Below are 25,897 nucleotides of genomic sequence, written 5' to 3' on the forward strand. Positions count from 1 at the left end.
GGGAAAGGGGGGAGGATGTCATAAATGGTGGGTGACAGGAGCTAACACACCCCCATCGCCCCCGCCGCTTGCCCGGCGATGCGGCCCAGCGCCACCGCCGCCAGCAGACCGTTGCCCGACAGGTACCCTCCGGGCCCCGTCCCCGACACGCCGCAGGCCGCGCCACCCGCGGCGAACAGGTTCGGGATCGGCGCACCGGACGGCGTCAGCACCCGCGCATCGTCGTCGACCACGAGACCGCCCTGGGTGTGGAACAGGGCGCCGGTCACCCGCACCGCCCGGTAGGGCGCCGTGAGCGCCGGCACGCCCGCGAAGGAGCGCCCGAACCCGTCCCGGCCGCCGTCGCGCTTCAGGGCCTCGACCTCGGCGAGGGTGGCGGAGAGAGCTTCCTCCGGCAGGTGCAGCCGCGCCGCCAATTCCGCGATCGTCTCCGCCGCGACGATCGCCCCGGCGCTCTCGGCCCGCCGAAAATCCTCGAACTGGCGGGCGATCCCGGCGATGCGCGCGTCGAACAAAGTCACGGCGGTGCCGCCGGGCTGGCGCAGCACCTCCGCCGCCTGCTCGGAATAGCCCTTGCTCTCGTCGGAGAAGCGCCGCCCCTCGGTGTTCACCTGGAACCCGCCCTCGGTGACCGTGGCCCAGGTGATCAGGATGCCGTGCGGATGCGCCACCGAGCCGTGGCCCTGGTGACCCGAGAGGTGGCGGGTGGCCGCGCCGAGCGCCTCGCCCCAGAGCAGCGCGTCGCCCTGGTTGCCCTCGTGGCCGAAATAGAGCGCGCCCGACAGCTCCGGCACGTGCTGCGCCACCAGCGCCTTGTTGCCGCCGTAGCCGTTGCAGGCCAGAACCAGCGCCCGGCAGCCGACGCGCTCACGCGAGCCGTCGGGGCGGGTGAGGCCGATGCCGCGGATCGCGCCGGCCTCGGTGTAGAGCGTGTCGACGGTCGCCCCGCAGAGGACCGGGATGCCGGCCTCCTCGACGGCCCGCGCCAGGCGGTCGACCAGTTCCTCGCCCGACCGGCTCGGCAGGCCGTGCATGCGGTTCGCCGAATGGCCCGGATAGCGGAAATCGGTGATGACTGAGAAGGGCAGGCCGTGGCGGTCGGCGAGCCATTCGAGGGCGGGACCGACCGCCCCGGCGAGGCGCGCGACGAGGGCCGGATCGGGCTCGTTCTTCGCCTTCGCCATGATGTCGGCGGAGAACAGCTCCGGGCTGTCGTCGAGCCCGGCCTCGCTCTGCCAGCGGGTCCCGGGGGCCGGGACCAGCCCGGCCGAGAGGGCGGTCGAGCCGCGGGGCACGGGGTCGCGCTCGACCACCAGCACCTCGGCCCCGGCCTCGACGGCGGCGAGCGCCGCCACCAGCCCGGCGGCCCCGGCGCCGATCACCGCGACCGGAACCTCGATGTCGAAGGAGGCGGCGGGCTCGACCCTCATGCCGACAACTCCCGGACGATCTCGGCGACGTCCGCCGCCCGGCAGACGGGCTTCAGCGCCTCGATCGCCGTCCGGTGCACCGCCGGTGAGAAGGCCGCGCAGCCATCCGACAGGACGGTGACCGAGAAGTCGCGGACATGGGCATCGCGCACCGTCGAGGCGACGCCGCCATTGGTGACGATGCCCGACACGATCAGCCGCTCGATCCCCGCCTTGCGCAGGACCCATTCGAGCCGGGTCATGTAGAAGGCCGAGTAGGCGACCTTCTCGACCGAGAGGTCGGCAGGCTGCAATTCGTCCACCAGGGCGTGGCCCCAGGCGCCGGGCAGGAAGTCGCCCTTCTTGAGGAACGGCCGCAGCTCGCGCAGGTGCGGCGAGATCAGGGGTTCGCCACCCTTGCCCGGCACCAGCGTGAAGTGGGTCGAGACGATGAACCCGCCCCGCGACCGGATCAGCTCGGCGAGGGGCCGCACCGTTGCGGGCACGGCGGCGATCTCCGGCGCGGCCTGGCCCGCCCGGCCGTAGGCGCCGTCCGGGTGCAGGAAGTCGTTCTGGAGGTCGCAGATCAGGAGCGCGGTGCGCTCGATCGGGATCGGAGCGTGGCTCATGCGGGCTCTCCCGTGCGGGTGACCACGACGTTGCCGAGCCGGTCGACCCGGGCCGTCAGGTCGGGATCGACCACGGTGGTGGCGTCCGGTTGCTCGAGGATCGCAGGTCCCGGAATCTCGGCGCCGACCGGCAGCGCGAGGCGGGCATAGATCGTGGCCTCGTGCCAGGCGCCGGAAAACCAGACCGGCCGGCTGCCGAGGCGGGAGGCCTCGAGCGAGGCGTCCGGTCCCGGGGCCAGGGCGGCGAGGTCGAAATGCGGCCGACGGCCGATCGCGGCGGTGCGCAGGTTGACGATCCGGGTGCCGAGGCCCGGCAGCAGCCGGCTGAACGAGGTGCGGTAGGCCGCCTCGAACGCCGCCTGGATCACCGCGACGGTGACGCCGGTGGTGCCGTTCGCGACCGTCACCGGGAGCGCCACCGCCACGGTGTGGGTCTGGCCGACATAGTGCATGTCGAGCTCGAACACCGTATCGATGCGCGAGACCGTGAGGCCGGCGGCCTCGACGACCTGCCGGGCGGCCTCGGCTTCCGCCACCATCCGCCGGTCGAGGGCGGCGGCGTCGAGGCCGGCGAGGGACAGGTTCAGGGTCTGGACCTGGTCGTGCCGGATGTCGGCGATGACGCAGCCCAGCGCCGAGGTGACGCCCGGATAGCGCGGCACGAGAGCCCCGCGCAGGCCCACATCCTTGATCAGCGCCCCGACATGCAGCGCCCCGCCGCCGCCGAACGGCACGGCCGCGAACTTCTGCGGATCGTGGCCGCGCTCGATCGAGACGAGGCGGATCGCGCCGGCCATCTTGCCGTCGGCGACGCGCACGATCGCTTCCGCCGCCGTCATCACGTCGAGGCCGAGCGGTTCAGCGACGTGCTCGGCGATGGCCGCCTTCGCCGCCTCGACGTCGAGGCGCTTCAGCGCCCCGCCGATCGGCCGCTCGGCGTTGATGCGGCCGAGCACGACGTTGGCGTCGGTCAGCGTCGGACGGGTGTTGCCCTGGCCGTAGCAGACCGGGCCCGGCCGCGAGCCGGCGCTCTCCGGTCCGACCTGGAGCAGGCCGCCGGCATCGACATGGGCGATCGACCCGCCGCCGGCCCCGATCGTACTGATCTCGATCATCGGCGTGCGGATGACGAGGCCGAAATCGATCGTCGTCTGGGCCGCGAGCGCCGTCTCGCCCTCGACCACCAGCGACACGTCGAAGGAGGTGCCGCCGAGATCGCCCGTGATCACGTTCGGGAAGCCGGCCTCCTTGGCGATGGCGGCCGCCGCGATCACGCCGGCGGCGGGGCCCGAGAGCGCGGTGCGGACGGGGAGCCGCCGGGCGGTGGCGGTCGACATCACGCCGCCATTCGACTGGACGATGTGGAAGCGCCCCTCGAACCCTTCCGAGTCGAGCGCCCGGTCGAGCTTGCCGAGATAGCTGCCGACGACCGGTTGGAGATAGGCGTTGAGCACGGTGGTCGAGGTGCGCTCGAACTCGCGGATCTCCGGCAGGATGCCCGACGAGCGCTCGACATTGGCGTTGGGCCACACGGCGCTCGCCGCTTCCAGCGCCACCCGCTCGTTCTCCGGGTTGGCGTAGGCGTTGACGAAGCAGATCGCCAGGGCCTCGGCGCCGTTGGCCAGCAGCGCGCGGGCGGCTTCCACCACCTGCTCCGGATCGACGCTCTCGCGGATCGTGCCGTCGGCGAGCGTCCGCTCGTCCACCTCCAGGCGCAGGTCGCGGTCGACCACGGGAACGAAGTCGCCCCACAGGCCCCAGGTGTGGCGCCGGTCGCGCCGGCGCATCTCCAGCACGTCGCGGAATCCACGTGTGGTGATGAGGCCGATCCGGGCGCCCTTGCGCTCCAGGAGCGCGTTGGTGCCGACGGTCGTGCCGTGGACGATCGAGGCGAGGCCGGCGACAGGGCCGAACCCCTTGAGGCCGGCGAGGAAGCCGACCGCCTCGTCGCCGCGGTTCGACGGGACCTTGCCTGTCTGGAAGCGGCCGGCGGCCTCGTCGTAGTAGAAGAGGTCGGTGAAGGTGCCGCCGACATCGACGCCGACGATGGCGCGGGGGGTCATTTCTCGTCTCCCGACACGAATTCGTAGTCGCGGGCGGCGGCCGCCGAGCTCACGTAGCCGAGGCGCAGGTCGCGGTTGAGGGCGTCGCGGTTCCGCTCGGCCGGGTGACCGAAGCCGCCGCCGCCGGGGGTCTCGAGCCGGACCCGCTCGCCGGCCTTGATGCGGACATCCGTCACCTTCGAGACCATCGGTGGGCTCGCCCAGCCCTCCGGCGTCTGCCAGGCGAAGCGGTTGAGCGCCGCCTGCCTGCCGCCCTCGACGCCGAACGGCGCCACCTTGCCGCGCTCGCCGAGGAGGAAGACATCGGCGTCGGTCAGGGTCTCGATCTCGTAGACGGCGCCCAGGCCGCCGCGATGGGCGCCGGCCCCGGCACTGTCGGGGCGCAGAGCCCACTGGGTGAAGACGACCGGGTAGGCGGCCTCCAGGATCTCCACCGGCGGGATCGTCGCGGTCGAGATCGGGTTGTTGGCGTGGCTCAGGCCGTCGGTCTCAGGATTGCCGCCGAGGCCGCCGCCGAAGAACGAGAACATCACCCAGCGCGAGCCGTCCGGCCGGTGGCCGGCGAGCGAGAGCGCGTTGATGGTGCCGAAGGGCGCCGCGGTCGCCCGCTCCGGGTCGGCTTCGGCGAGTGCGCCCAGCACCACGCCGATCAGCCGCAGGATCGTCTCGGTGTAGCCGGCCATGGGCTTCGGGGCGCCGGCGCCGAGCAGGGTCGTCTCCGGCACCGTGAAGGTGATCGGCCGCAGGCAGCCGGCATTGGCCGGGACCTCCGTGAAGACGTGCTTCAGGGCGACGTAGCAGGCGGCCACGGTGGTGGCGTGAGAGATGTTGATCGGCCCCTGCGCGGGAGCTGACGAGCGCGAGAAGTCGAGCGCCATCCGATCGCCGTCGATCGTCAGGTCGAGGGCGATGGTCAGCGGCTCGTCGGTGATGCCGTCATTGTCGAGCACGTCCGAGAAGCTGTAGCGGCCGTCCGGGAGCGCCCGGATCGCGGCGCGCATCAGCGCCTCGGCCCGGTCGGAGAAGGCCGCGAAGGCGGCGTCCACGATGCGGTCGCCGTACTCGTCGAGGAGCGCGGTGAAGCGGCGTTCGCCGAGGTCGAGGGCGTTGAGCTGGCCGTTGAGGTCGCCCCAGTTCGAGGTCGGCACGCGGGTGTTGGCGGCCAGGATGTCGACGATGTCCTGGTTCAGGCGTCCGGCGGAGAAGAGCTTCACCGGCGGAAAGCGCACGCCCTCCTGGAAGCTCTCGGTGGCCTTCGGGTTGTAGCCCCCCGGCACGTTGCCGCCGATGTCGAGCCAGTGGCCGACCGAGGCGAGCCAGCAGAACAGCTGTCCGTCCCGGAAGACCGGGCGGACCAGCCGGAAATCGTTGAGGTGGGTGCCGCCGCTATAGGGATCGTTGAACAGGAACGTGTCGCCGGGCTCGAGTCCCCCTTCGCGCTCGACCTTGGCGATCACCGCCTTCACCGCGAAGGCCATGGCGCCGACGAAGATCGGCAGGCCCTTGGTGCCCTGGACCAGGGTGTCGCCGGTGGTGGCGTGGTAGAGGCCGTGGCAGGCGTCGCGGGCCTCGGCGATGATCGGGTTGAAGGCCGAGCGGTAGAGCGTCGCGTCCATCTCGTCGGCGATCTGCTCCAGGCGGCCCTTCAGCACCGCCAGGGTGACGGGATCGATCGCGGTCATTGGGCGGAGCCTTCCATAGCGCCCGCAGGGGCGCGTTCTGCCCCTTCATAGGCGCGGCCGCGGGCCAGCATCTCGGGAGTGCCGATCAGGGCGTTGAGCTCGCCGAAATCGAACATCCGCTCGGAGAAGGGGGCGTTGGTGCCGGCCTTGGCGAGCGAGCCGTAATAGTCCTTCGCGGTACGGGCGAGCGCCCGGACGATGCCGCCGGGGAAGATCACCAGGCGGAAGCCCAGAGCGCCGAGATCGGCGGCCGCGGCGAGCGGGGTGTCGCCGCCCTCGACCATGTTGGCGACGAGCGGGCGCTGCGTACCGAGCGCCTTCGTCACCGCGGCGAGCTGGCTCTCCGAGCGCGGCGCCTCGACGAACAGCACGTCGGCGCCGGCCTCGGCGTAGGCCCGGGCCCGCTCGATCGCCCGCTCGAAGCCTTCGACGGCGACCGCGTCGGTGCGGGCGACGATCAGCGTCTCGGCGCTCACCCGCGCATCGAGCGCGGCGCGGATCTTGCCGACCATGTCGCCTTGGCCGATCAGCGTCTTGTCCTGGAGGTGGCCGCAGCGCTTCGGGTAGCTCTGGTCCTCGAGCTGGATCGCGCTGGCGCCGGCGCGCTCGAACAGCCGCACGGTGCGCTCGACGTTGAGCGCGTTGCCGTAGCCGTTGTCTGCATCGACCACGAGGGGCGTCGCCACCCGGTCGCGCACCAGCGCCACGGTCTCGGCGACCTCGCTCATCGAGACGAGGCCGATATCCGGCCGGCCCAGCCGCGTATAGGCGATCGCCGCGCCGGAGAGGTACAGGGCCTCGAAGCCCGCATCCGTGGCGATCGAGGCCGTGAGGGCGTCGTAGACGCCCGGAGCGACGAGGACGCGGTCCTCGGCGAGACGGGACTTCAGGGACATGACGATCAGTCTTCCTGGTGCGATTGCTATCTGTCAGGCTTTCTCTGCGAGGCGAGAGACCTGGTCGATGAAGGATCTCCGCGTCATCCCGGGGCTCGCCGCAGGCGAGAGCACGGGATCCAGAACCGCTGAGCTTGCAGAAAAGAGCGAGATGCTTTCCGCTAAATCTTGAAACACTTGTGTTTCTGGATTCCGGGCTCCGCTGCGCGGCCCCGGAATGACCCTGAGAGTGTGTCGTCGGTCATGGTCAACTGGAGGGATTGCAGGAGCTACGCCACCAACCCCAGCAGCTCCCCAATCCCCTCCGCCTTCTCGATCCCCGCCACCGCCGCGACGATCCTCTCGCTCCGCTCCGCCCCCCAGACCGGCCCCGCCAGCGCGCGAAACTTCTCCCGCACGTCGTCGGCCGAGTACGGGTCCTCGGTGTCGCCGCGGTTGGTGAGCGCCTGGGCCGAGAGCTTGCGGCCGTCGGCGAGCGTCAGCGTGACCTTGGCGGGCCTCAAGGCCGGCAGCTGCGCGGTCATGGCGGGGTCCTCCTGCACCATCACCCGGCGGGCGAGGGACAGGATGCGCCGGTCGGCCCGCGCCTCGTCGCGAAACGCGTCGGTGTTCGCCTCGCCCCGCACCAAAGCCGCCGCGAGGGCGAAGGGCAGGGAGAACTTCGCCGCCAGCATCGTCTCGGGCGCCGGATGGTCGAGCTGCGCCGCCCAGACGTAAGTCGCGACCTCGACCGAGCGCACCGAATCCGGGTCGAGCGGGCCGGCCTCACGGCGGATCTGCGCCAGGGCATCGAGGGCGCCGTGGGTGTAGCGGCAGGCGGCGTGGCGCTTGAAGTAGTTGCGGGCGATCTCCCAGCGGGTGCCCAACTCCTCCACCATCGCCTCGGGCAAGAAATCGTCGGCCAGGATGCCGCCATAGACCACGCCGATCCCGTCGCGCTCCGGCAGGAAGCCGCTCGCGGCGAGGTCCCAGGCGGTCAGCCCGAGCTGGTTGGAGAGGCCGGCATAGGTGTTGCGGACGGTGGCCCCCTCCAGCATCGTGCGCCGGCTGGTGCTCAGGCCGAAGGACGAGGCGAGCCCGATCGCCCGGCCGATCATCCCGGCGTCGGCGCCATGGAGCCTGGCGACCGCGAGTGCCGCTCCCACCGTGCCCCAGGTGCCGTGCGGGTGCATCGTCACCCGCAGTTTCGAGGCGATGCCGATCCGCGCGCCGATCTCGTAGCCGAGGACGAGCGCCGCGATCAGCTCGGCGCCGGACGCCCCCGTCTCCTGCGCGGTAGCCAGAACGGCGGGGACGACGTGGATCGCCGGATGGCCGCGGGCGTATTGGTTGCCCTCGTCGAGCTCCAGCGTCGTGCCGGCCGCGCCGTTGACGAGGGCGGCGTCGCGGGGATCGAGCGACAGGCCGCTGCCGATCGCCGGCGCGTCGCCCCGGCGGCGGGCGGCGAGCCGTTCCGCCAAGGCGCGGCATTCCGGCTCGCGCATGCCGGCGGCGATGACGCCGAGGGAATCGAGCAGGACCAGGCGGGCGCGGTCGATGGCCGCCTCGGGGATGTCCGAGAACGACAGGTCCGCCGCGAAGGCGGTCCAGCGGTCGAGCCAGGCGGGAATGGGCTCGGCGAGGAGCGTGGTCGCCGGGACGATGCCGGGGGTGACGATGCCCATCGCTTACAGCCCCAGATAGGCCCGGCGCAGGGCCGGGTCGGCGGCGAGCGTCGCGGCGTCGCCGGACAGGGCGACGGTGCCGTTCTCGAGGATGTAGGCGCGGGTCGCGAGATCGAGCGACTGCACCACGTTCTGCTCCACCAGCATGATCGGCAGTCCTTCGCTGTTGAGGGTGCGCACGAGGGCGAACATCTCCTCGACGAGGAGCGGCGAGAGCCCGAGCGAGGGCTCGTCGAGGATGAGCAGGCGCGGCTCGGCCATCAGGCCGCGGCCGATGGCGAGCATCTGCTGCTCGCCGCCGGACAAAGTGCCGGCGGCCTGGGCCGCCCGCTCGCGCAGGCGCGGGAAGGTGGAGAAGACCCGTTCGATGTTCTCGGCTCGCCGCGCCCGCCCGCGGCGGTAGCTGCCGAGCACCAAGTTCTCGCGCACGCTGAGGTTCGGGAAGATCTTGCGGCCTTCCGGCACGTGGATCAGCCCGGCCTCGACGATGGAGGAGGCCGAGGCCGTGGTGATCGGCTTGCCGTCGAAGCGGATTTCCCCGGCCCGCGCCGAGACCACCCCGGACAGGACCTTGTTCAGCGTCGTCTTGCCGACCCCGTTGGCGCCGAGCACCGCGACGATCTCGCCCGGCTGCACCGAGAGGTCGAGGCCGCGCAGCACCTCGGTGGCGCCGTAGCCGGCGCGGAGCCCCGAGACCTTAAGCATCGACCGCCTCCTCAGCCTTCATGCGGGCGGCGGCGCCCTTGCCGAGATAGGCCTCGACCACCTGCGGGTCGGCGCAGACCTGCCGCGGCGGGCCGGATGCGATCATCTTCCCCTGCGCCAGGACGAAGACCTCCTCGCACAGGGTCATCACCGCCTGCATGATGTGCTCGATCATCAGGATGGTGACGCCGCCGTCGCGGATGGAGCGCACCACCGGCAGGATGTCGCGGATCTCGGAGGGGTTGAGGCCAGCTAGCACCTCGTCGAGGAGGAGGAGCCGCGGCTCGGTGGCGAGCGCGCGGGCCACCTCCAGGCGCTTGCGCCCGGCGACCGTGAGGTCGGCGGCCGGCTTGTCGAGCTGGTCGCCGAGACCGACCCTCGTCCCGACCTCGCGGGCCTTCCCCACTGCGTCCGCCCGGCGCGGGTGGCGCAGATAGGCGCCGACCGCGATGTTCTCGGCGACCGTCAGGCCCGCGAAGGGCTGGACGATCTGGAAGGTGCGGGCGATGCCGCGACGGGCCCGCAGGTGCGGCGCCTCCGCGGTCACGTCCTGCCCCTCGAACAGCACCCGGCCCTCGCTGGGGGCGAGGAAGCCCGAGATCATCCCGAACAGGGTGGTCTTGCCGGCGCCGTTCGGGCCGATCAGCCCGGTGATCGAGCCCGCCGGCACGGTGAGTGAGGCGCGATCGACCGCGACGAGGCCCTGGAAGCGCTTGGTGAGGGAATCGACGGCGAGCATCGGATCAGGCTCCCACCGTGGCGGCTTGGCCGGACGCCTTGCGCCGGCGGCGCAGGCCGAGCAGCCCCTGCGGCGCGAAGGCGATGACGGCGATCAGGCAGGCGCCGAACACCACGAGGTCGACCCCCGGGACGCCGCCGGCGAGGTGCTTGGTGACCTCGCCGAGGCCTTGCAGCGCCAGCGCGCCGACGAGCGGCCCGAAGGCGGTGCCGATGCCGCCGACGATCGGGGCGAGCAGCGCCTCGACCGAGATCCAGGTGCCGTAGGCGACGCCGGCATCGAGGTAGAGGAAGGACTGCACGTAGAGCCCGCCGGCCGCCGCGGTGATCGCCGCCGAGAGCGCGATGGCGCGCAGCTTCACCGCGAGGGCGTCGACGCCGAGCGCGCGCGCCGCCTCCTCGTTCTCGCGCACGGCGATCAGGTGGGCGCCGAAGCGCGAGCGCTCGAGCCAGCGCGAGGCCAGCAGCGCCACGCCGACGAAGGCGAGGACCAGGAGGTAGAAGAAGCGGCGATCGGCGAATTGCAGGGTCGCGAGGCCCGGCCGCAGCGGCAGCAGCAGGCCGGCGGCGCCGCCGGTGAAGTCGGCGGAATTCGCCAGGATGCGGAAGACCTCGGCGAAGGCGAGCGTCACCAGGGCGAAGTAGGAGCCGCGCAGGCCCGCCCGGAAGCTCAGATAGCCGATGGCGAGGCCGGTCAGCGCCCCGAGCCCGATCCCGGCGCCGAGCGCGCCCCAGGCGTTGATCCCGAGCTTCATCTGGAGGATCGCGGTGGCGTAGGCACCGGTGCCGAAGAAGGCGGCGTGGCCGAACGAGTACTGGCCGCCGAAGCCGCCGAGCACGTTCCAGCCAAGGCCTGCGAGCGCGATGATGAGCGTCGTGACGAGGAAGTTGAGCACGCTGCCCGACAGGCCGAGGAAGGGCAGGACGGCGAGGCCTGCGAGGGCCAGGATCACGGGCAGGAGGTCGCGGGCGCTCATGCGCGGGCTCCGAACAGGCCGGTCGGGCGCACCAGCAGCACCAGGATGAAGATCAGGAAGATGCCGATCTGACCGAGGCTGTCGCCGAGGAGCAGCCCGGAGAAGCTCTCGACCACCCCGATGATCAGGCCGCCGACGAGGGCGCCGGCGATCGACCCCATGCCGCCGAGCACCACGATGGTGAAGGCGACGAGCACGAAGGCCGCACCCGAGCGCGGGTTGACGTAGTAGGTCGGCATCAACAGGCAGGCGGCGACGGCCAGACACGCGCAGCCGATCCCGAAGGTGACGGCGTAGACGTGGTCGACCTCGATGCCGACGAGGCGGGCTCCCAGCTTCTCCCGCGACACCGCCCGGATCGCCCGGCCGGTGTCGGTGCGGTTGAGGACGAGCCAGAGGAGACCGGTGACGGCGAGCGAGGCGGCGAAGCCGATCAGCCGCGGCGTCGAGAGCAGGAGGGGGCCGAGCTCGACGACCTGGAGCGCGGCGTCGGAATCGAGCGCCCGCGTGTCGGAGCGGAACGCTGCTAGCAGCGCGTTCTCCAGCACGATCGACAGGCCGAGGGTCACGAGCAGCACGTTGTTGTCGCTGCCGTGGCTCGCCGGGCCGATGACGAAGCGTTGCAACCCGTAGCCGAGGCCGAACATCAGCGGCACGATCCCGATCATCGCGAGATACGGATCGAGGTGGAACAGCGCGAAGGCGCCCCAGACCGCGAACATCGCGACGGTGAGAAGGGCGCCATGCGCGAAGTTGATGATGTGCAGCACCCCGTAGACCAGGGTCAGCCCGAGGGCGATGAGGGCGTAGACCGCCCCCGTCATCAGGCCGTTGAGGGCCGCCTCGATCAGGATCTGGGGCGCGTACATCGTCACGCCTTGAGCGGGAAGTTGGCCTTGGCCTCGGCGAAGGCGTCGGGCGCGATCACCTTGACGTCGCCGCCCTGGACCTGGGTGTTGAGCGGGAGCGCGCTGGTGTTCTGGCCGCTCGAAAACTTCGACTGGCCGTAGGGCATCACGCCACTCGAAAAACTCTGGGTCGACAGGGCCTCGATGATCTTGAGGCGGTCGGGCGCCCCGGCCTTCTCGATCGCCTCGGCCATCAGCCGCACGGCGGAGTAGTTCATCGGCACGTTATAGGCGAAGGCGCGGCCCGCGGCCTCCGTGCGCTTGCGCAGATCGGCCGTCAGCGGGTTCTTCGGATCGGGCCAGTGGTTGCAATCCATCACGCCCTCGGCCGCCTGCGGGAATTCCTTCACGAAGCGCAAGGAGGAGGCGCCGCCGCCGAGGATCGCGTAGATGCCCTTCGGCCGGACGCGCTGCTGCTGCATCGTGCGGGCGAGCAGCACGAACTCGCCGTAGTAGTTCGACGGGATGACCAGGTCGGGCTGGAGCGAGCGGATGCGCAGGACCACGTTCGCCATGTCGCGGGCCGGGCTCGGATGCGACACGGTCTCAAGGATCTGGAAGCCGAGCTTCGGCAGTTCCGTCTGAAGGAGCTTGGCGAGGCCGGAGCCGAACAGCCCGTCCTCGTGCACGATCACGACGGTGCGGGCCGGCTTGCCGGCGGCGTCGTTGAGCGCGACGAGGCGCTCCAGCGCGCTCTTCGTCACCATGCCGAAGCTCGGCGAGAACCGGAAGGTGTTCTTCAGCCCGCGCTGGGTCAGCTGGTCGGCGACGCCGACATCGATCAGGTAGGGCAGGTCGTAGCGCGAGGCCGCCTGGCTCGCGGTGGCGCAGAGCCCGCTGCCGAAGCCGCCGACGATCGCCGCGACGCCCTCGCCGTTCAGGCGCTCGGTCTCCTGCGCCGCCGTCTCGGGATTCGAGCGGCTGTCGGCGAAGACGATCTCGAGCTTGGCGCCGCCGAGGGCCTTGAGGCCGCCGGCGGCATTGATGTCCTGCACCGCGAGCTCGGCGCCGAGCTTGCCGAGGTCGCCGTCATTGGCGAGCGCGCCGGTCACCGGCTGGATGATGCCGAGCTTCACGGCCGCGCCTTGCGCCCGCAGGATCGCCGGCATCGCCACGAGCGAGGTCGCCGCGAGGCCGGTGCGCAGGATCGTGCGGCGGGACGGGGAGAGGGTCGGGATCACGGCGTCGGTCTCCTGTGGGCGGCGGGGCGGGGACGGGTCTCGGACTTGACCGGACGGGGCGCGGCAGGCGTCCAGCGGCGCTCGCCGGCATCGCCGGTGCGCAGGAGGTCCATCTGGAAGGCGTAGCGGTCCGGCCGGTAGAGCGCGTGCAGGTGCTCGACGCCGCGGCCGGAGGGGTCGAACACCACCCGGGTCAGGTCGATCAGCGCCGATCCGACCTCGAGGTCGAGGGCCTGCGCCACCTCCGGGCCGGCGAGCGTCGCGCCGATCGCCTGCGTCGCCCGGTCGGCGGTGACGCCGGAGCGCTCCATCAGTTCGAGGAGCGGCGTCGCCGCGAGATCGGCTTCCGAGTAGGACAGGCCGACCCGCTCGGGCACGTGGGTGGTGAGGTAGGAGAAGGGCTGGCCGTCGATCAGCCGCACGCGCACCGAGCGCTGGACCCGCTCGCCGGGCTCCAGCAGCAGCGCCTCGGTGATGCCGGCGGGCGCCGCGACGTACTCGAAGGACAGGAGGCGCACGCCGGTGGCGCGCCCCATGGCGATCAGCCCGGAGAGCAGGTTCGGCAGGTCGCCGACCACCGGCCGGGGGCCTTCCGGCCCCTGCACGAAGGTGCCCGACCCAGGGCGCCGCCGCACCAGCCCCTCGCCGGCGAGGAGATCGAGGGCGCGCCGGACGGTCACCCGCGCCAGGCCGTGCTCGGCGGCGAGCGCCGGCTCGCCGGGCAGCCGCGCGCCGGGGGGCAGGCGGCCGCTGGTGATCTGGTCGCGCAGCAGCAGGTAGAGCCGGCGCGCCTTGTGCGGTTCGATCGCGGAGGTCACGGGGCCATCCCTGGCTCGTAGCTTGCCTGGCGTAGGGCCGACGATGTCCCCGGAAGGGTTTGTCAGCGCTTACCTGTCCGATTATGGAGACAGGTAGCTGTCTGTCAATTGGGACAGGTGAGGTGCCGGTGTGGGAATTTTCGCGCGCCGGGCGCAGGGCTGTCTGGGGAAAGAAATGGCGCGGGCCTCTCCTCTCCCCGCGGGCGGGGAGAGGGCTCTGCCGACCTCGTCGTCGGCAGAGCGAGCTGCGAACCGCAGGTTCGCCGCAAGGGTGAGGGGGTATTCCCGGATGAGGCTCCTCCGTCACCTCCCCCTCACCCTCGCTCCGGCTTTCGCCTCCGCTTCTTTCGCCCCCGACGAGGGGGGCGAAAGCCTCTCCCCGCCCGCGGGGAGAGGGGGATACCCGGCGTCCTTCTTTTCCCCGGACAGCCCTGCGCCGGGCGGGGAGGGGACCGGCTCGTGTCAGCGCTTATGAGATCCTCGGAGCCCGGTGCGGCACCGCAGGACGTTGCGCGGGAGCGCCGGCCCCCGCTAATCGGGCGCGTATGAGCAGCACCTCCTCGATCAGCCTCGCCCCGTCCGCGACCCCCGTCGCCGCGGCGTCCCGGTCCCGCCGCGCCGTACGGACTTGGCTCTTCGTCATGGCCGCCCTTGTGGTGGCGATGGTGGCGGTCGGGGGCGCGACGCGGCTCACCGGCTCCGGCCTGTCGATCACCGAGTGGAAGCCGGTCACCGGCGCGATCCCGCCGCTCTCGGCCGAGGCCTGGGCCCAGGAATTCGCCAAGTACCAGGCGACGCCGCAATACAAGCTGCTGAACGAGGGCATGAGCCTGTCCGAGTTCCAGTTCATCTACGGTTGGGAATGGGGCCACCGGTTCCTCGGCCGCCTCATCGGCTTGGCCTTCTTCCTGCCGCTGCTCGTCTTCTGGTGGCGCGGGCAGATCGACCGGCGCCTCGGCTTGAGCCTCCTCGGCCTCGGCGTGTTCGGCGGGCTGCAGGGGGCGGTGGGCTGGATCATGGTCGCCTCGGGCCTCCAGCCGGGCATGACGGCGGTGGCGCCGCTCAAGCTCGCCCTGCACCTGACGCTGGCGAGCGCGATCTATGCCGGCCTCGTCTGGATCGCCTCCGGCCTCGACCGCCGCCGCGACGAGGCCGTGCCGGCGCGGCTCTCGCGCACCGCGCTCGCGTTGATGATCCTGGTGCTGGTGCAGATCGCGCTCGGCGGCCTCGTCGCCGGCTCGAAGGCGGGGCTGACCTACAACACCTGGCCGCTGATGGATGGCGGGCTCACCCCCGGGGGCCTGTTTGCCGGCACGCCCTGGATCGAGAATTTCGTGGATAACGTCGCGCTGGTGCAGTTCAACCACCGGCTGACCGCCTACGCGCTGCTGATCGTCGCGGTGCTCCACGCCCTCGACGCGCGGCGCCTGACGCCCGGCACCGGCGCGGCGCGGCGGGCGACGGCGCTCGCCGGCCTCGTCGCCGCGCAGGCGACGCTCGGCATCGTCACGCTGCTCCTGGTGGTGCCGCTCTGGGCGGCGCTCGCCCACCAGGTCGCCGCCATGTTGGTGCTGGGGATGGCGAGCGCGCATGCCCGGCTGTGCCGGGCACCCGCCCCGGTGGCCCTGCGCACCGTCTGAGTGTCGCGGGAACGTTCGTCCGACGTTCATGCTTCCGCTTTAACCTTGGCCAACCGGGGGCTCTCCCCCGGACCCGAGGCACGGAGGCCCGATGTCTGTGCAGGAGTCTTCACTGGACGCTTCCTCAAGCACCGCTCGCTTCGCCCCGGACGGCCGCCCCTTGAGCCTCGCCTGGACCTACACGCCGCGGGAACTGCTCGCGGACGGCGTGGTCCACGTGGTCGGGGTCAGCCTCGGCGTGATCGGTGCCCTGGCGCTGACGATCAGCGCCGCGCTCACGACCCTCAGCGCTTCCGAGAAGGTCGCGGTCGCGGTCTACGCCGCCGGCCTCGTGGCGATGCTCGGCACCTCGGCCGCCTACAACATGTGCCCGGTCGGGCGGCTGAAATGGCGCCTGCGCCGGGCCGACCACGCCACGATCTTCCTGATGATCGCCGGCACCTACACGCCGCTCGTGACGCTCGTCGGCACCGACGGCTTCGCCTTCGGGCTGCTCGCCGGGATCTGGCTCGTGGCGGCGGCGGGCGCCGTCGTGAAGCTGACCCTGCCCGGCCGCTTCGACCGCCTGGCGATCGCCCTCTACCTGGCGCTCGGCTGGAGCGGGCTGATGGCCTACGAATCGGTCATCGCCGTCCTGTCCCCCGGCGCCCTGTGGCTGCTCGCCGCCGGCGGCCTGCTCTACTCGCTCGGGGTGATCTTCCACGTCTGGCGGCAATTGCCGTTCCAGAACGCGATCTGGCACGGCTTCGTGCTGGCGGCGGCGGCCTGCCATTACGGCGCGGTGTTCCGCAGCGTGCTCGATGTGGGGGCGTGAGCCGTCACTGTCCCGGGACGACCGGTATGTCGAAGTGGTGCACATCCTCGCGCTCGCCGAGCCCGGAATAGAGCGCGAGCGCGGCCTCGTCGCCTGGATCCGCCTGCACGAAGATCACATAGCCGCCGCAGATCGTCCGAAGATGCGCGATCAGGGCCGTGGCCACTCCCTTGCGCCGGTGCTGCGCATCGACCGCCAGGTCGTAGAGATAAACCTCGCGCCGCGCCTGCTCGATCTTGTCGAGGCCGTACGCCACAAGCCCACCCGCCACGTCTTCGCCGTCGAAGGCGACGATGACGAAGACGTGCTCCTTTGCCAGCAGATCCGTCAGGTAAGCATCACCGGGCCGCGAGGCGCCGTAGCTGTCGGTATCCTCGAAGGCACGGCCGAACAGCCGGTTGAGGTCACGGATCAGGGTGATATCGCCGGGGGCAAGGCGGCGGACCGCGATCGACATGCGCGTCTATCGGTCAGAACGGGGTGTAATCCCCGCCATCCGTGATCGTGTCGAGCGCCCGCTCGATGGAGGTGACGGCGTCCAGCACCATCTGCACCGTGCGCTCGGCCTCACCGCGCGGCCGGCCGAGGGCGGCGGCGCGGGCGCCGATGTCGTGCAGCTGCTCGGCGATCGTCACCAGGTCGGAGACGACCGACGCGGTGGCGCGGGCGGCGGCATCGGGCGCCGGGCGCGGGCGCAGCAGGGGAACGACGTTGCTCATCGGCCCGGACTCTCGCGCAAAGCCCCGGACTCCGCCAGCCGGAGAATCGCAGCCCTCCACACATTCCGCGGAGCGCGGCCCGGGGGGCACAGGCGAGGGGGTTTCCCGCCGCGGGGAAAGCCGGCGCCTTGACGGGGCGTCGGGAGCCGGGCACCCCGGCGGGATCGTGAGTGCCGAGAATCCCCCGATTCGAGCGGCCCGGACATCAGGACCCCTCATGCGTCTCCTTCGCGTCGCCGCCTCGCTCGCCCTCGCCGGCCTCGCCGCCGCCTGCACCAGCGCCGGCGATTCGCGCGGCACCGGGCTGTCCGAGAGCTTCGACAGCAAGAACTACGTGCGCTCGAACGACACCAACGGGACCCAGCGCCGGCCCGACGTGAACCGCATGTTCACCCAGCCGTCGATCCCCAGCATCTCGAATCGCGGCTTCTAGAATGGTCTCCGGCGGCTCTCGCGCCGCCGGATCCGTTCAGCGCCCGCGGAACAGCGGGTGCTCGACCCTGTCGCCCGGATGCAGACCGAGGCGCGCGGCGGTGCCGGCATTGAGCTCGAGCACGCCGAGCACCGGCTCGCCGGACGGGATGGTGCGGGTCGAGAGCGGCTCGGTATCGGCGGCGATGCGCGCCACCGTGCCGTCGGCGCGGATGAACAGCATGTCGAGCGGCAGGTAGGTGTTCTTCATCCACATCGCGACCGGCTCGGTGCGCTCGAAATCGAACAGCATGCCGCGATCCGGCGCCATGGTGCGGCGGAACATCAATCCTTGAGCCCGTCCGGCATCGTCGCGCATCACCTCGACCTGGAAGGTGTGTCGGCCGGAGCGCGAGGCGATGGTCAGCGGCTCGAACGGGCCGTCGGCGAGGACCGCCGTGGGCAGCAGCAGGAGGACGAGCGCGGCGAGGAGCCGGCGCGGCGGGATGGCCGGAAGACGGGCGGCTCTGGGCCGTACGAAGCGGAGCGACATGAGGCTGAGTTAGCGTAGTCTGCGGCAAAGGGGATGGGTCGTCGCCGCCGGAAACGCGGGCGAATCGAAATTCGCTGCGGCGCGCCCGCTCGCGTCAGTGGGAGGAGGGCGGTCCCGATCCCACGCTGGCCTCGGACAGGAGGCGCACCTCGGCGGCCATCAAGCCCTTCGAGCCGTCGCCGTAGCGGACCATGACGTGCTCGCCGGGCTTGAGCTCGGCGATGCCGTAGCGCCGCAGGGTCTCCATGTGGACGAAGATGTCCGGCGTGCCGTCGCCGCGGCTGAGGAAGCCGAAGCCGCGCAGGCGGTTGAACCACTTCACCACCGCGGTCTCGAGGCCGCTGGTCGGCACTACCGTGACGTGGGTGCGCGGCATCGGCAGCTCGGCCGGATGGGTCGCGGTCGACTGGTCGAGGGACACCACCCGGAAGGCCTGCCAGCCGCGCGGGCGCTCCACCGCCTCGACCACGATCCGGGCGCCCTCGCTCGCGCTCGGGTGGCCGTCGCGGCGCAGGCAGGTGACGTGGAGCAGCACGTCGGGCGCACCGCTATCCGGCACGATGAAGCCGAAGCCCTTCGCGACATCGAACCACTTGATGCGGCCGCTGACCTCGACGAGTTCAGTCGGTCGTTCCACCGCCGCGTCGAGCCCGGGCCGGGTGTCGCGCGCGCCCTCTCCGAACGCGCCCACCGGCCGTTCCCAGGCGGGGCCTGAACCGAACTCGTCCGACATCGTAAGCAACCCACTCGAATCGCGTCGCGCGCTTCACCGGCAGATTAACAAAGTCATGACTTCGGGGAAGCCCAAATCGGCCGAGTTGAGACGCCGGAGGGGCGATGTCCTCGCCGGATTCGCCTCGGGCGTGTCCATTCTGCAATCCCGGGAGGCAGGCATTCGGGGAAGCGCGCGCAGATTGCGTCTCAAAAGACGGTACCGCCCCCGATCCTGCGCGTTTTCGCCGCAGAGGCGGCCGGGAGCGCCGGGCTCGGCTATGACGGCATCCGTCCGCCACCCCGGAGACCACCGCGATTCAGACCCTGCTCCCATCAGCCGCGCCGGCCCGGCGCCTCGTGGTCATCGATCTCGCCCGCGGCGTCGCACTCCTGGCGATGGCGCTCTACCACCTGACCTGGGACCTCGGCTTCCTGCGGCTGACGCCCGAGAACGCCGCCCTGTCGCCGCTCGGTCGGGCGGCGGCGCACGGCATCGCCGGTAGCTTCCTGGTGCTCGTCGGGCTGAGCCTCGTCCTGGCGCGGGGCCGGAAGGCAGGCTGGTGGCGCCCCTACCTGGCGCGGCTCGGGCGCATCGCCCTGGCGGCGGCCGCGATCTCGCTCGCCACCGTCTTCCTGTTTCCCGGGGCGTGGATCTTCTTCGGCATCCTGCACTGCATCGCTGTGTCGAGCGTGCTGGCGCTGCCGGCACTTCGCGCGCCCCTGCCCGTCGTCGGGCTCGCTGCCGGCCTCGTCTTCGCCGGGCCGGCGCTGGCGGCACTCGCGGGATCTCCGCCGATCCTCGACGCGCCGGCACTGTCTTTTCTCGGGCTCGGCGCCACCGTGCCGACGACGAACGACTATGTGCCGGTGTTTCCGTGGTTCGGCTTCGTGCTGGCGGGGGTCGGGCTCGGCCGGCTGGTCCTGCCCCGCCTCGCCGCCTCGCGCATGGGGGCCTGGGCGCCGCGGGGCCGGGTCGGGCGGCTCGCCGCCTTCGCCGGGCGGCACAGCCTCGCCGTCTACCTCGTGCACCAGCCCGTGCTGCTCGGGCTGCTCTACGGGGTCGCGGCGCTGACCGGGCCGCATCCGCGGGCGGGGGAGGCGCAGTTCCTGGGCGAGTACCGGGCGAACTGCGCCGAGGCCGGCGGCAGCGAGGCGTCCTGCCGGGTGGCGGCGCGCTGCGTGCTGGTGCGGCTGCGGGCCGAGGGCCTGTGGCGGGCCGGCGGCGATTATACGGGCGAGGAGCAGGCCCGTGCGATCGCGCTGTCGCGGGCCTGCTTCCGGGAGGCGGGCGGGGGTTGAGCCCCCACCCCATCGATCAATCCTTGGCGCGCTCGACGTAGGAGCCGTCCGCCGTCATGACGACGATGCGGGTGCCGGTGCCGATATGCGGCGGCACCAGGGTGCGCACGCCGTTCGAGAGCGTGGCGGGCTTGTAGGACGAAGAAGCGGTCTGGCCCTTGGTCACCGGCTCGGTATCCGTCACCTCGAGGGTGACGCGCTGGGGCAGCTCGAGCGCCAGCGGCACGCCGTTATGGGTCGAGAGCATCACCGCCATGCCCTCCTGCAGGTAGGGGGCCATGTCGCCGATCACGTCCTGCGGCACGGCGAGCTGCTCGTAGGATTCCGGGTTCATGAAGTGGAACCCCTCGCCGTCGCTGTACAGGAAGGTGTGCTCCCGGTCCTCGACATAGGCGCGCTCGACCTGCTCGGTGGTGCGGTAGCGCTCCGAGACCTTCACCCCGTCGGTGATCCGGCGCATGTCGAGCTGGGTGACAGGGGTGCCCTTGCCGGGATGGATGTTCTCGGCGGAGAGAATCACGTAGAGCCGGCCGTCCTTGTCGACGACGTTGCCTTTGCGGAGTGAGCTGGCGATGACCTTCGGCACGGGGCGAATCCTGGACTGGAAGCGTTGACAGAGAGCGGCGGCGTCCGCCAAGCCGCGGGCGTCGCGCGCCGCGCCGGCAGAGGATGCCTTCGGCCCGCCCTATCGCATCTCAGGCGCGACCGCCAGTCGCCCGCCGTCGCTCAATCTCGCCGATGATACCGACCCGATGACCTCCGCCTCGCCCTGGTGGGCCCCCCACGTCCACGCCGACCGCCGGCCGCGGCTCCTGGCCCGCAACCGCATCGCCGCGTCCCTGCGGGCGTGGTTCTCGGCCCGCGACTTCGTCGAGGCCGACGCCGCGATCCTGCAGGTCTCGCCCGGCAACGAGGCGCATCTCTCGGCCTTCGCCACCACGGCGATCGGGCCGGACGGGGCGGAGCATCCGCTCTATCTCCACACCTCGCCGGAATTCGCCTGCAAGAAGCTGCTGGCGGCGGGCGAAGCGCGGCTGTTCAGCTTAGGTCCCGTCTATCGCAACCGCGAGCGTGGGGCTCTGCACCACCCGGAATTCACCATGCTCGAATGGTACCGGGCGGGGGAGACCTACGACAGCCTGATGCGCGACTGCGCTGCATTCCTGGCCCTCGCCGCCGAGACGGCCGGCGCGAACGTCTTCACGTGGCGCGGGATCGAGGCCGACCCGTTCGCCGAGCCGGAGCGGCTGACCGTGGCGGAGGCCTTCCGGCTTTTTGCCGGCATCGACCTCCTGGCGACGGTGGCTCCGGATGCGGGCACCGACCGGGCCGGGCTCGCCGCCGCCCTCGCCGGGGCCGGCATCCGCACTGCGCCCGACGACACCTGGGCCGACCTGTTCAGCCGGGTGATGGTCGAGCGGGTCGAGCCGGCGCTCGGCCGCGGCCGGGCGACGATCCTGTGCGAGTACCCGATTCCCGAGGCGGCTTTGGCCCGGCCGAGCCCCGCGGATCCGCGGGTGGCGGAGCGTTTCGAGCTCTATTGCTGCGGCGTCGAGCTCGCCAACGCCTTCGGCGAGTTGACCGACGCCGAGGAGCAGCGTCGGCGCTTCGCCGCCGAGATGGACGAGAAGGAGCGCGTCTACGGCGAGCGCTATCCCCTCGACGAGGACTTCTTGAGCGCCCTCGCGCAGATGCCGGAGGCGAGCGGCATCGCGCTCGGCTTTGACCGGCTCGTGATGCTGGCGACCGGGGCGCGGCGGATCGAGGACGTGCTCTGGACCCCGGTCGCCGCGTATCGCAGTGCCGAGTCTTCCCGGTGAGCGGGTCGATCCGCAGGGCGGGCGAACTCGCGGCGCGCGGCTTGGTGCCGGCGGAGCGGCTGCCGGTCCTCGAACGGGTCGCGGCGCGCTACGCGGTCTCGATCACCCCGGAGGTGGCCGAGCTGATCACTGAGGCCGATGACGCCATCGGCCGCCAGTTCGTGCCGCGGGAAGAGGAGCTGGTCACCGCCCCAGAGGAGCGGGTGGACCCGATCGGGGACGAGGCCCACGCCCCCGTCCCCGGCATCGTGCATCGTTACCCCGACCGGGTGCTCCTGAAGCCCCTTCACGTCTGCCCGGTCTATTGCCGCTTCTGCTTCCGCCGCGAGGTGGTGGGACCGGAGGGGCAGGGCAGCCTCACGGAATCCGAGCTCGACGCCGCTCTGGCCTACATCGCCGGCCGCCCGGAGATCTGGGAGGTGGTGATCACCGGGGGCGATCCGCTGGTGCTCTCGCCCCGGCGCCTCGGCCGCATTGCCGCCGCGCTTCAGAAAATCCCGCACGTGCGGGTACTGCGCCTGCACACCCGCGTGCCGGTGGTCGATCCGTCGAGGGTCGACGCGGATCTGGTCGCGGCGCTGAAGCGCTTCGAGGGCGCGGTGTTCGTGGCGCTCCACGCCAACCACCCGCGGGAATTCTCCGAGGCCGCCCGGGCCGCCATCGCGCGGCTCGTCGATGCCGGGATCCCCATGGTGAGCCAGTCGGTGCTGCTCTCCGGGATCAACGACGATCCCGAGACGCTGGCGGCCTTGATGCGGGCCTTCGTCGAGAACCGGATCAAGCCCTACTACCTGCATCACGGCGACCTCGCCCCGGGCACCGGCCACCTGCGCACCACCCTCGATCACGGCCAGACCCTGATGCGCGCGTTGCGCGGCCGGGTCTCGGGGCTGGCGCAGCCGACCTACGTCCTCGACATCCCGGGCGGATACGGCAAGGTGCCGGTGGGCCCGGGCTACCTGGCGGGGGGACAAGCGGGCTGGACCGTCACCGACCCGAAGGGCGGAACGCACGCCTACCCGCCGAAGGAGGAGGATACGCCATGCGCAGGCTCTGGGGACGGCTGAGCTCCGTCAACGTGCAGAAAGCGGTGTGGGGGCTGGAGGAGCTGGGGCTCCCTTACGAGCGGGTCGAGGCCGGCGGCGCCTTCGGGCGGGTGCGCGAGCCGGACTATCTGGCGCTCAACCCCAACGGCCTCGTGCCGGTCATGGAGGAGGACGGCTTCGTCCTGTGGGAATCGAACGCGATCCTGCGCTACCTCGCGAGCACGCAGGGTCTCGGCACCCTGTGGCCGGAGGATCCGCGGGCGGCCGCCCTCGCCGACCAGTGGCTCGACTGGCAGGCGACCCGCTTCACGCCCTCGACCCGGGACGCGTTCTGGCAGACCGTGCGCACGCCACTGGCGCAGCGCGACCAGTCGGTGATCGATCGCTCGGTCGCGGCCTCCGAGGAATGCGCAGGAATCCTCGACGCGCACCTGATGGGCCGGCCTTACGCCGTCGGCGACCGGTTCACCGCGGCCGACATCGCGCTCGGCGCCGCCACCCATCGCTGGCTCCATCTCGACGTGCCGCGCGTCGAGCGGCCGGCCCTGCGGGCCTGGTACGAGCGCATCCGGGTGCGGCCGGCCGCCGCTGTGGCGCTGCCGCCGTTGAGCTGACCCTGGAAGCTTGACCGTTCTTCGGGCCATGCACTGACGGCGTGGCCGCCTCGCCCCGGATCGGCTAGTTCTCGATCCGTCCGACACTCCACGCTCCCGAAGGCCCGATGCCGCTCGACAAGACGCTCCTCGACGCCCTGCAGGCCGTCACCACCGCCACCCTCACCACGGTGCTCCTGAAGAAGGGCATCCGCCGCTGCTACATGCGCGGACCGATGCCGCGCTTCGCTGCCGGGCAGCGGGTGGTCGGCCCGGCCTTCACGCTCCGCTTCGTGCCGGCCCGCGAGGACCTGGCGACGCCCGAATCCTGGTCGAGCCCGACCTCGACCCGCGCGGCGATCGAGGCGATGCCCGAGGGCTGCATCGCGGTGGTCGACGCGATGGGGGTGCAGGATGCCGGCATCTTCGGCGACATCCTGTGCGCCCGGATGAAGAAGCGCGGCGTCGCGGCGCTGATCACCGACGGCGTCGTGCGCGACGGCGAGGGCGTCGAGGGCACCGGCCTGCCGGTCTGGTGCTCCGGTGTCGCGGCCCCGGCCTCGGTGGCCGGCCTGACCTTCGTCGGCTGGGGCGAGCCGGTCGGCTGCGGCGGCGTCGCGGTCTATCCCGACGACATCGTGGTGGCGGACGGCGACGGCGCGGTGCTGATCCCGGCGGCGCTCGCCGAGGAGGTGGCGCTCGCCGCCGTCGAGCAGGAGCGCCTCGAACTCTGGATCATGCGCGAGGTCGACAAAGGCCTGGCCCTGCCGGGCCTCTACCCGCCGAACGCCGAGACCAAGGCCCGCTACGAGGCGGAGACCGGCAAGGCTTGATCCCGCCATCGACGACCGGACACGACCGGTGTTCTTCGTGCTCTCGAAGGTGCTGTGGTTCCTCACGGCGCCTTCGAACCTGCTCCTGCTCCTGGTTCTGGCCGGGGCAGGCCTGGCCCTGCGCTGGCGGCGCCTCGGCCTTTGCCTCGTGGCCGCCGCCGGCCTCGCCCTCCTGGTCGGCGGCCTCTCGCCGCTAGGCTCCTTCGCCTTCCGGCCGCTCGAGGAGCGGTTCCCGGCGTTCCGCGACGACGGCGCGCCGGTCGTCGGCATCGTGGTGCTCGGCGGCGGCATCGAGACCGGGCTGTCGGCGACCCGCGGCCAGATGCTGCTCAACGAGGCCGGCGAGCGCCTTGTCGCGCTCGGCGACCTCGCCCGGCGCTATCCCCAGGCCACGCTCGTCTTCGCGGGCGGGTCCGGCCGCCTCACCGGCGACGGCGGCGTGTCCGAGTCGCGGATCCTGCGCCGTCACGCCGCCTCCCTCGGCGTCGCGCCGGAGCGGATCACCTACGACGAGAAGTCCCGCAACACCCACGAGAACGCCGTCTTCAGCGCCGAACTGGTGAAGCCCAAGCCCGGCGAGCGCTGGCTCCTCGTCACCTCGGCCTGGCACATGCCGCGGGCGATGGGCTGCTTCCGCCGCGCCGGCTACACGGTCACGGCCTATCCGGTCGATTATCGGACCGCACCCCGACGGAACTCGATCCACGCCACGGCGGCGGACGGCCTGTTCGAGGTCGACATCGCGGTGCGCGAGTGGCTCGGCCTCGTGGCGTACTGGGCATCGGGGTATACGGAGGCGGTGTTTCCGGGGCCGTGATCACTCGCGCGGCAGCGACAACCGGTAGACCCCGCGAAAATCGTCCGGATCGGCCACCACCTTGCCCTTGCGCAGGATGGCGATCCGGCCCGCCTTCATCAGCCGCACCGCCTGACGGCGGACCGGCTGCATCAGGGGGCCCCAGCCATCCGGATGGGGACCGCCGAGCGCGCGGGCGACTTCGGAGGGGCAGACGGTCTTGTCGGCCCCGCGATCGGTGACGAGGCGCACCAGCGTGAGTTCGATCTCGTAATCGTCAGGGATCATCGTAGTCCTGCAGGGCCCTGCGGGCGTCGGAGGCGAACTGGCGCTGCCACATCACGGTGAGCACCATCGCGGTGGTGGCGAACAGCACGTAAGCGCTGACGAACCATCCGAGATAGGCCAGCGCGAAGAAGAACGCACGCTGCCCGCGGTTGAAATGGCCGCCCGCCACCACGTTCATGGCGGCGGCGCGCCGCGCCGCCCGCTCGATCAGCGCCGGGTCGCCGTCGCGCGGCGGCACCGCGCCGATCAGGATCGCGCCGTAATTGAACAGCCGGTAGGCCCAGGCGAACTTGAAGAAGGCGTAGACGAAGATCAGCGCGAGGCCCGCCACCTTGATCTCCCACACCGCCCGGGTCATCGGCGCGCCGAAGGGCAGGGTGGAGAACAGCGTCAGGGCGTCGTCGGACGAGCGCGACAGGGTGAGCGCGCTGCCCAGGGCGATCAGCGCGGTCGAGGCGAAGAAGGCGGTGCCGTTCTGGAGCGAGGCGTTGATGGTGGTGTCGACCACCCGGTTCTCGCGCACGATCTGCTGGTCGGCCCAGGCGTGGCGGTAGCGGTTCATCATGCCGTTGAGGCTGCGCTTGCCCCCCGACAGGTGCTCGACCGCGTAGGAATAGCCCCACCACGCCGTGAGGAAGCAGAGGAGGGCCGCGAGGTCGAGGAGCGAGAAGCTGCTCCCGAGATCCGGATTCATGCCGGGC

The 25,897-nt window shown here is 71.6% G+C and carries 28 protein-coding genes; 9 read left to right on the plus strand and 19 right to left on the minus strand.

Annotated elements, in window-relative coordinates; genetic code table 11:
• Positions 1-41 precede the first annotated feature (41 nt).
• From BM430_RS06160 to BM430_RS06215, 12 genes are all read right to left on the minus strand, one after another.
• Positions 42-1,430, minus strand: a complete 1,389-nt coding sequence (locus BM430_RS06160) for an FAD-dependent oxidoreductase (protein ID WP_093566357.1) — start codon at positions 1,428-1,430, stop codon at positions 42-44.
• Positions 1,427-2,038, minus strand: a complete 612-nt coding sequence (locus BM430_RS06165; protein ID WP_093566358.1) for a cysteine hydrolase family protein — start codon at positions 2,036-2,038, stop codon at positions 1,427-1,429. The genes BM430_RS06160 and BM430_RS06165 overlap by 4 nt, the downstream gene beginning before the upstream one ends.
• A complete protein-coding gene (locus BM430_RS06170) occupies positions 2,035-4,101 on the minus strand; it encodes a hydantoinase/oxoprolinase family protein (RefSeq protein WP_093566359.1) in 2,067 nt (688 codons plus the stop codon). Before BM430_RS06170 ends, BM430_RS06165 begins: the two co-directional genes overlap by 4 nt.
• Positions 4,098-5,783 (minus strand): hydantoinase B/oxoprolinase family protein, encoded by a 1,686-nt coding sequence (locus tag BM430_RS06175; RefSeq protein WP_093566360.1) that lies wholly within the window; start codon positions 5,781-5,783, stop codon positions 4,098-4,100. The genes BM430_RS06170 and BM430_RS06175 overlap by 4 nt, the downstream gene beginning before the upstream one ends.
• The gene (locus BM430_RS06180) at positions 5,780-6,679 is read right to left on the minus strand and encodes an isocitrate lyase/PEP mutase family protein (protein WP_093566361.1); all 900 of its coding nucleotides are present in this window, start codon (positions 6,677-6,679) and stop codon (positions 5,780-5,782) included. Before BM430_RS06180 ends, BM430_RS06175 begins: the two co-directional genes overlap by 4 nt.
• 269 nt (positions 6,680-6,948) lie before the next feature.
• Complete coding sequence (locus BM430_RS06185) at positions 6,949-8,343, minus strand: MmgE/PrpD family protein (RefSeq protein ID WP_093566362.1); 1,395 nt, start codon at positions 8,341-8,343, stop codon at positions 6,949-6,951.
• A 3-nt stretch (positions 8,344-8,346) separates the two neighbouring features.
• Entirely contained in the window at positions 8,347-9,048 is a 702-nt protein-coding gene (locus tag BM430_RS06190; RefSeq protein WP_093566363.1) for an ABC transporter ATP-binding protein, read from the minus strand.
• The gene (locus BM430_RS06195; RefSeq protein ID WP_093566364.1) at positions 9,041-9,787 is read right to left on the minus strand and encodes an ABC transporter ATP-binding protein; all 747 of its coding nucleotides are present in this window, start codon (positions 9,785-9,787) and stop codon (positions 9,041-9,043) included. The genes BM430_RS06190 and BM430_RS06195 overlap by 8 nt, the downstream gene beginning before the upstream one ends.
• Positions 9,788-9,791: 4 nt before the next feature.
• Entirely contained in the window at positions 9,792-10,763 is a 972-nt protein-coding gene (locus BM430_RS06200; RefSeq protein ID WP_093566365.1) for a branched-chain amino acid ABC transporter permease, read from the minus strand.
• Positions 10,760-11,632, minus strand: a complete 873-nt coding sequence (locus BM430_RS06205) for a branched-chain amino acid ABC transporter permease (RefSeq protein WP_093566366.1) — start codon at positions 11,630-11,632, stop codon at positions 10,760-10,762. The genes BM430_RS06200 and BM430_RS06205 overlap by 4 nt, the downstream gene beginning before the upstream one ends.
• Positions 11,633-11,634: 2 nt before the next feature.
• The gene (locus BM430_RS06210) at positions 11,635-12,852 is read right to left on the minus strand and encodes an ABC transporter substrate-binding protein (RefSeq protein ID WP_244539344.1); all 1,218 of its coding nucleotides are present in this window, start codon (positions 12,850-12,852) and stop codon (positions 11,635-11,637) included.
• Positions 12,849-13,670 carry a GntR family transcriptional regulator gene (locus BM430_RS06215; RefSeq protein WP_093566367.1) on the minus strand — a complete coding sequence of 274 codons (822 nt, stop codon included), beginning with the start codon at positions 13,668-13,670 and terminating at the stop codon, positions 12,849-12,851. Before BM430_RS06215 ends, BM430_RS06210 begins: the two co-directional genes overlap by 4 nt.
• A gap of 545 nt (positions 13,671-14,215) precedes the next feature.
• On the opposite strand from BM430_RS06215, the gene BM430_RS06220 reads away from it, so the two are divergent.
• Both BM430_RS06220 and BM430_RS06225 read left to right on the plus strand, forming a co-directional pair.
• Positions 14,216-15,310 (plus strand): COX15/CtaA family protein, encoded by a 1,095-nt coding sequence (locus tag BM430_RS06220; RefSeq protein WP_093566368.1) that lies wholly within the window; start codon positions 14,216-14,218, stop codon positions 15,308-15,310.
• 91 nt (positions 15,311-15,401) lie between these two features.
• Positions 15,402-16,124, plus strand: coding sequence for a PAQR family membrane homeostasis protein TrhA (locus BM430_RS06225; RefSeq protein WP_093566369.1), 723 nt, complete (start codon positions 15,402-15,404; stop codon positions 16,122-16,124).
• 4 nt (positions 16,125-16,128) lie between these two features.
• On the opposite strand, the gene BM430_RS06230 is transcribed toward BM430_RS06225, so the two are convergent.
• Positions 16,129-16,581, minus strand: coding sequence for a GNAT family N-acetyltransferase (locus tag BM430_RS06230; protein ID WP_093566370.1), 453 nt, complete (start codon positions 16,579-16,581; stop codon positions 16,129-16,131).
• Between the two features lie 13 nt (positions 16,582-16,594).
• Positions 16,595-16,843 carry a hypothetical protein gene (locus tag BM430_RS06235; RefSeq protein ID WP_093566371.1) on the minus strand — a complete coding sequence of 83 codons (249 nt, stop codon included), beginning with the start codon at positions 16,841-16,843 and terminating at the stop codon, positions 16,595-16,597.
• A 217-nt stretch (positions 16,844-17,060) separates the two neighbouring features.
• On the opposite strand from BM430_RS06235, the gene BM430_RS06240 reads away from it, so the two are divergent.
• A complete protein-coding gene (locus BM430_RS06240; RefSeq protein ID WP_093566372.1) occupies positions 17,061-17,276 on the plus strand; it encodes a hypothetical protein in 216 nt (71 codons plus the stop codon).
• 36 nt (positions 17,277-17,312) lie between these two features.
• Here BM430_RS06240 and BM430_RS06245 read toward each other — a convergent pair whose 3' ends face one another.
• Positions 17,313-17,807, minus strand: coding sequence for a DUF192 domain-containing protein (locus BM430_RS06245; protein WP_093566373.1), 495 nt, complete (start codon positions 17,805-17,807; stop codon positions 17,313-17,315).
• A 94-nt stretch (positions 17,808-17,901) separates the two neighbouring features.
• Entirely contained in the window at positions 17,902-18,540 is a 639-nt protein-coding gene (locus BM430_RS06250; protein WP_093566374.1) for a cold-shock protein, read from the minus strand.
• 338 nt (positions 18,541-18,878) lie between these two features.
• On the opposite strand from BM430_RS06250, the gene BM430_RS06255 reads away from it, so the two are divergent.
• Positions 18,879-19,820: an acetyltransferase domain-containing protein gene (locus BM430_RS06255; RefSeq protein WP_280142265.1), complete on the plus strand. Its 942-nt coding sequence runs from the start codon at positions 18,879-18,881 to the stop codon at positions 19,818-19,820.
• Positions 19,821-19,836: 16 nt separating this feature from the next.
• Here BM430_RS06255 and efp read toward each other — a convergent pair whose 3' ends face one another.
• Positions 19,837-20,406 (minus strand): elongation factor P, encoded by a 570-nt coding sequence (gene efp / locus BM430_RS06260; protein ID WP_093566375.1) that lies wholly within the window; start codon positions 20,404-20,406, stop codon positions 19,837-19,839.
• A gap of 166 nt (positions 20,407-20,572) precedes the next feature.
• On the opposite strand from efp, the gene epmA reads away from it, so the two are divergent.
• From epmA to BM430_RS06285, 5 genes are all read left to right on the plus strand, one after another.
• Positions 20,573-21,640, plus strand: coding sequence for an EF-P lysine aminoacylase EpmA (gene epmA / locus BM430_RS06265; RefSeq protein WP_093566376.1), 1,068 nt, complete (start codon positions 20,573-20,575; stop codon positions 21,638-21,640).
• On the plus strand, positions 21,637-22,707 hold the full coding sequence (locus tag BM430_RS06270; RefSeq protein ID WP_093566377.1) for a lysine-2,3-aminomutase-like protein: 1,071 nt from the start codon (positions 21,637-21,639) through the stop codon (positions 22,705-22,707). The genes epmA and BM430_RS06270 overlap by 4 nt, the downstream gene beginning before the upstream one ends.
• Positions 22,683-23,300 carry a glutathione S-transferase family protein gene (locus tag BM430_RS06275; protein ID WP_093566378.1) on the plus strand — a complete coding sequence of 206 codons (618 nt, stop codon included), beginning with the start codon at positions 22,683-22,685 and terminating at the stop codon, positions 23,298-23,300. Before BM430_RS06270 ends, BM430_RS06275 begins: the two co-directional genes overlap by 25 nt.
• A 107-nt stretch (positions 23,301-23,407) precedes the next feature.
• Complete coding sequence (locus BM430_RS06280) at positions 23,408-24,112, plus strand: ribonuclease activity regulator RraA (protein ID WP_093566379.1); 705 nt, start codon at positions 23,408-23,410, stop codon at positions 24,110-24,112.
• A gap of 28 nt (positions 24,113-24,140) precedes the next feature.
• Positions 24,141-24,929, plus strand: a complete 789-nt coding sequence (locus BM430_RS06285; protein WP_093566380.1) for a YdcF family protein — start codon at positions 24,141-24,143, stop codon at positions 24,927-24,929.
• On the opposite strand, the gene BM430_RS06290 is transcribed toward BM430_RS06285, so the two are convergent.
• Together BM430_RS06290 and BM430_RS06295 are read right to left on the minus strand one after the other, a co-directional pair.
• Positions 24,930-25,196, minus strand: coding sequence for a DUF3253 domain-containing protein (locus tag BM430_RS06290; RefSeq protein ID WP_093566381.1), 267 nt, complete (start codon positions 25,194-25,196; stop codon positions 24,930-24,932).
• Positions 25,186-25,890 carry a DUF599 domain-containing protein gene (locus BM430_RS06295; RefSeq protein WP_093566382.1) on the minus strand — a complete coding sequence of 235 codons (705 nt, stop codon included), beginning with the start codon at positions 25,888-25,890 and terminating at the stop codon, positions 25,186-25,188. Before BM430_RS06295 ends, BM430_RS06290 begins: the two co-directional genes overlap by 11 nt.
• Between the last annotated feature and the right edge of the window lie 7 nt (positions 25,891-25,897).

Origin of the sequence: Methylobacterium sp. 174MFSha1.1 (genome assembly GCF_900116815.1) — a bacterium.
Lineage (GTDB): Bacteria > Pseudomonadota > Alphaproteobacteria > Rhizobiales > Beijerinckiaceae > Methylobacterium.